Source organism: Novosphingobium sp. 11B (genome assembly GCF_054589055.1).
On record NZ_BAAILP010000022.1, the window covers coordinates 1 to 4564 of the forward strand.

Below are 4564 nucleotides of genomic sequence, written 5' to 3' on the forward strand. Positions count from 1 at the left end.
TGATCCGGGACCGCTGGCCGTGAACAGCCCACCTCGCGGCGCGCGCAGCAAAGTCGCACCTAAAGACAGCCACCGGTCCCGGATCAAGTCCGGGACGACGGGGGTCTTACCCGCCGATCTTCTTCATTCGCACCGCGACGCCGCCCTTGAAGAGCGCGAGGACGCGGCCCTGCACCGGCTGGCGGTCGAACGGGGTATTGCCCGCGGCTGCGGCCATCTTGTCCGAATTGACGATCCACGGCCGCTCGGGATCGAGCACAGCGATGTCGGCCTCGGCGCCGACCGCCAAGCTGCCTGCGTTCACGCCCAGCAGCTTCGCCGGGTTGGCGGCGATCAGCTCGAAGGCGCGGGCCATGTCGATCACGCCGTCGCGCACGAGGCTCATCGTCAGCGGCAGCAGCGTCTCCGCGCCCGCCATGCCGGGGGCCGAATCGCTGAACGGCAGGCGCTTGTCCTCGGGGCCGCGCGGATCGTGGCCCGAGGCGATCACATCGATGGTGCCGTCGGCGATGGCGGCGACCACCGCCTTGCGATCCGCCTCGCAGCGCAGCGCGGGCGAGAGGTGGGTGAAAGTGCGGAACGCCCCGATCGAAAGGTCGGAAAGCATGAAGTAGGCCGGGCTCACCCCCGCCGTCACCTTCAGCCCGCGCGCCTTGGCCGCGCGCACCAGTTCCAGCCCGGCGGCGGTCGTGACGTTGCGGAAGTGGATCGCGGCATTCGCCATCTCGGCCAGCGCGATGTCGCGGGCGATCGCGAGAGCCTCTGCCTGCGCAGGTGCGCTGGGGAGGCCGAGGCGGGTCGCCATCTCGCCCGCCGTGGCGACGGCATTGCCGACGATCCCGGCGTCCTCGGCATGGGCAATGACGACCATGCCCAGCATTCCGGTGTACTGCAGCAGGCGCAGCATCGTGCCCGAATCGCCGATCCAGCGCCGCCCGGTGCAGACCGCGCGCGCACCGGCATCGCGCATCATCGCGATCTCGGCGAGCGCCTTGCCCTCCAGCCCCTGCGTCGCGGCGGCGAGCGGGTGGACCCAGAAGTCCGGCTTGCCCGACTGCGCCGCGAAGCGCACCCGCGCCGATACGTCGAGCGGTGGGTTCTGGTCGGGCATGAGCGCGGCGCGAGTGATGCCGCCGAAGTGGAACGCGGGCTTGTCGATCGCGAAGACGCCGATGTCGACGAGGCCCGGCGCCACGATCTGGCCCCGCGCGTCATGCACGGTGTCGCCGTCCTGCGGGGCGACGTCGGCGCCGATCGCGGTGATGAACCCGCCCTCGCAGCGCACGGCGCCGCTCTGGATCGAGCCGTCGGCCAGCAGCAGGCGGCCGCCCGTGACGGTCAGGGGTGCGTGAAGACTCATGCCCAGCCCTCCATCTTGCGGCCTTTTCGGGTGAGGACGTCGAGGCAGGCCATGCGGATCGCCACGCCCATTTCCACCTGCGTGGTGATCATCGAGCGCTCCACATGGTCGGCGACGTTGCTGTCGATCTCGACGCCGCGGTTCATCGGGCCGGGGTGCATGACCAGCGCGTTCGATTCGGCCAGTTCCAGCCGGTCCAGCGTCAGCCCGTAGAGGTGGCGGTATTCGCGCGGCGAGGGGATGAACTGGCCTTCCATGCGCTCCATCTGCAGGCGCAGCATCATGACCACGTCGGCGCCCTTCAGCGCAGCGTCGAAGTCGTGGAACACCGTCACGCCCATCTGCTCGATGTCGGCGGGCATCAGCGCGGGCGGCGCGCAGACCCGCACGTCGGCGCCCAGCGAGGCGAGGCACAGGATGTTCGAGCGCGCCACGCGGCTGTGCAGGATATCGCCGCAGATCGTCACCCGCAGCCCGTTGAACGCGCGCTTGGCCTGCCGGATCGTCAGCGCATCGAGCAGCGCCTGCGTCGGGTGCTCGTGCTGGCCGTCCCCGGCGTTGAGCACCGGGCAGTCCACCTTGTCCGCGATCAGCTGCACCGCGCCCGAGGAGGCATGGCGGATGACGATGGCGTCGGCGCGCATGGCGTTGAGCGTCATCGCCGTGTCGATCAGCGTCTCGCCCTTCTTCACGCTGGAGGTGGCGACCGCCATGTTCACGACGTCGGCGCCGAGGCGCTTGCCCGCGATCTCGAAGCTCAGGAGTGTGCGCGTCGAGTTCTCGAAGAAGGCGTTGATGATGGTCATGCCGGAAAGCAGCTCGACCCGCTTCTGCGCGCCCCGGTTCATTTCGACCCACTGTTCCGCCTCGTCGAGCAGGAACCAGATCTGGTGCGGGGCAAGGCCCGCAATGCCCGTGAGGCCGCGATGCGGAAAGGCGAGGGCGCCTGCCGGATAGGTATATTCTGGAGGTGTCATTAAAGACCACGCCATAGGCGGGGAGCCGGGGGTGAGCAAGGGCGATCCAGCCATTCCTCCCCCGATGCGAAAAGGAATGGAACCGCTTTGGTGCCCGCCCCTTTCCCATTCCGCACCGCAGCAGGTAAGGCTGCATGCGAAAGGCAGGTCGTTACATGAGATTCGCGCGCAAGGTCTGGAAGTTGCTGGTCGCCGTGAAGGATGCGCTGGCGCTGCTGTTCCTGCTGGCTTTCTTCGGGGTGATCTACGCCGCGCTCTCGGCGCGGCCGGTCGGCGGCAAGGTGGAGAACGGGGCACTGCTGCTCGAACTCGACGGCACCGTGGTCGAGGAGAAGAGCAAGGTCGATCCGCTCCAGCTGCTGACGTCCGGCGGCGAGCAGGTCCATGAATTCCAGGCCCGCGATGTCGAGCGGGCGCTGCGGCTGGCGGCGAGCGACAAGCGGATCAAGGCGGTCGTCCTCGACCTCTCGCGCTTCATGGGCGGGCGCTATGTGCACCTGCATGATATCGGCGCGGCCATCGACGAAGTGCGCAAGGCGGGCAAGCCGGTGCTGACTTTCGCCAATCTCTATGCCGACGACGGCGTGCAGCTGGCGGCCCACGCCAGCGAGGCCTGGGTCGATCCGATGGGCGGCGCCTTCGTGGCGGGACCGGGCGGCAACCTGCAGTTCTACAAGGGGCTTTTCGACAAGTACGGGGTCAACGCGCATGTCTACCGCGTCGGCACCTATAAGTCGGCGGTCGAGCCCTACATGCGCACCGACCTCTCGCCCGAGGCGCGCGAGGACTTCAAGCTGATCCTCGATTCGCAGTGGAACGCCCTGCGCGCCGAGATCGCGAAGGCGCGGCCCAAAGCGCAGCTCGATCGCATGGTCGCGGACCCGGTCGGCTGGAACAAGGCGCACGGCAACGACATGGCCGAGGCCGCGAAGGCGGCAGGCCTGATCGACCGCATCGGCGACCAGACCGAGTTCGAGGCCCGCGTCGAGAAGCTGGTGGGCGAAACCACGATCGGCCATTCGGACAAGGACGCGCCGGACTACGCGCATACCGGGCTGGCGACCTGGCTGGCGGCGAACCCGGTGAAGGGGGAGGGCGCCAAGATCGGCGTCGTCACCATCGCCGGAGAGATCGTCGACGGTGAGGCTGGTCCCGGCACGGCGGGCGGCGACCGCATCGCCGCGCTGCTCGACGAGAACCGCGAAGAGGGCATGAAGGCGCTGGTTGTGCGGATCGATTCGCCGGGAGGCTCGGTCATGGCGTCGGAGCGTATCCGCCGCGCGATCCAGCGCTGGCGCGATGCCAAGATCCCGGTCGTGGTGTCGATGGGCACGATGGCGGCGAGCGGCGGCTACTGGGTCTCCACGCCCGGCCAGCGCGTGTTCGCGGAACCCGCGACGATCACCGGCTCGATCGGCGTCTTCGCCTTCGTGCCCAGCTTCGAGAAGACGCTGGCGGACTTCGGCGTGACCAGCGACGGGGTGCGCTCCACGCCGCTGGCCGGGCAGCCGGACATTCTCGGCGGCTTCACGCCCGAGGTCGAAGCCATGCTTCAGGGCTCGGTGGAGAGCATCTACGGCAAGTTCCTCGGCATCGTCGGCAAGGCGCGCGGCAAGACGCCGCAGCAGGTCGACGCGATCGCGCAGGGGCGCGTGTGGCCAGGTGCGGACGGGCAGCGGCTCGGCCTCGTCGACCAGATGGGCGGGCTGGACGATGCGCTCGCCTATGCCGCGAAGCTGGGCGGCGTGGGCAACGGCAAGTGGCAGGCAGTCTATCTGGAGGAACCGGAGGATTCGTTCAGCGCCTTCGTGCAGAGCATGACGTCCGGTTCGCAGGAGCAGGCGGCAGCCTACGACTTCGCCGGGCTGGTGGCGCAGCGCCAGCGGCTGCAGATGGCGCAGGCGGTGGCGCGGCTCGACGGTGTGCTGGGCGCGCAGGGCGTGCAGGCATACTGCCTCGCCTGCGCGGCCGGGCCGGACTATCGCGCGGTGGCAAAGCCGGCGGGCGAGGGTTCGACCGTGGCGATGCTCGCGCGGCTGGCAGGGTGGAAGTAGGCTGACAGGGTGGCGCGCGGCCCTTCGACAAGCTCAGGGCGAGCGGGGGCGGGGTAGTTCGCTTTCCTCTCCCCGCTCATGCTGAGCCTGTCGAAGCACGAGCGGAAGCACTCACCCATCGTCATTGCGAGCGTAGCGAAGCAATCCAGGGCAGCATTACGCCGCCCTGGATT

At 69.0% G+C, this 4564-nt stretch carries 3 protein-coding genes; 1 reads left to right on the forward strand and 2 read right to left on the reverse strand.

Going from position 1 to position 4564, the window contains the following annotated elements:
• Nucleotides 1-106 precede the first annotated feature (106 nt).
• Both ACYPYD_RS01905 and ACYPYD_RS01910 read right to left on the reverse strand, forming a co-directional pair.
• Nucleotides 107-1360: a dihydroorotase gene (locus ACYPYD_RS01905; RefSeq protein WP_459661862.1), complete on the reverse strand. Its 1254-nt coding sequence runs from the start codon at nt 1358-1360 to the stop codon at nt 107-109.
• Entirely contained in the window at nt 1357-2337 is a 981-nt protein-coding gene (locus ACYPYD_RS01910; RefSeq protein ID WP_036523605.1) for an aspartate carbamoyltransferase catalytic subunit, read from the reverse strand. The genes ACYPYD_RS01905 and ACYPYD_RS01910 overlap by 4 nt, the downstream gene beginning before the upstream one ends.
• A gap of 155 nt (nt 2338-2492) precedes the next feature.
• On the opposite strand from ACYPYD_RS01910, the gene sppA reads away from it, so the two are divergent.
• On the forward strand, nt 2493-4391 hold the full coding sequence (gene sppA, locus ACYPYD_RS01915) for a signal peptide peptidase SppA (RefSeq protein WP_459661863.1): 1899 nt from the start codon (nt 2493-2495) through the stop codon (nt 4389-4391).
• Nucleotides 4392-4564: the final 173 nt, after the last annotated feature.

Excerpts from the sequence above, each read along its gene's own strand:
- ACYPYD_RS01905 (WP_459661862.1), bottom strand. The coding sequence starts at position 1,360 with ATGAGTCTTCACGCACCCCTGACCGTCACGGGCGGCCGCCTGCTGCTG.
- ACYPYD_RS01910 (WP_036523605.1), bottom strand. The coding sequence starts at position 2,337 with ATGACACCTCCAGAATATACCTATCCGGCAGGCGCCCTCGCCTTTCCG.
- sppA (WP_459661863.1), top strand. The coding sequence starts at position 2,493 with ATGAGATTCGCGCGCAAGGTCTGGAAGTTGCTGGTCGCCGTGAAGGAT.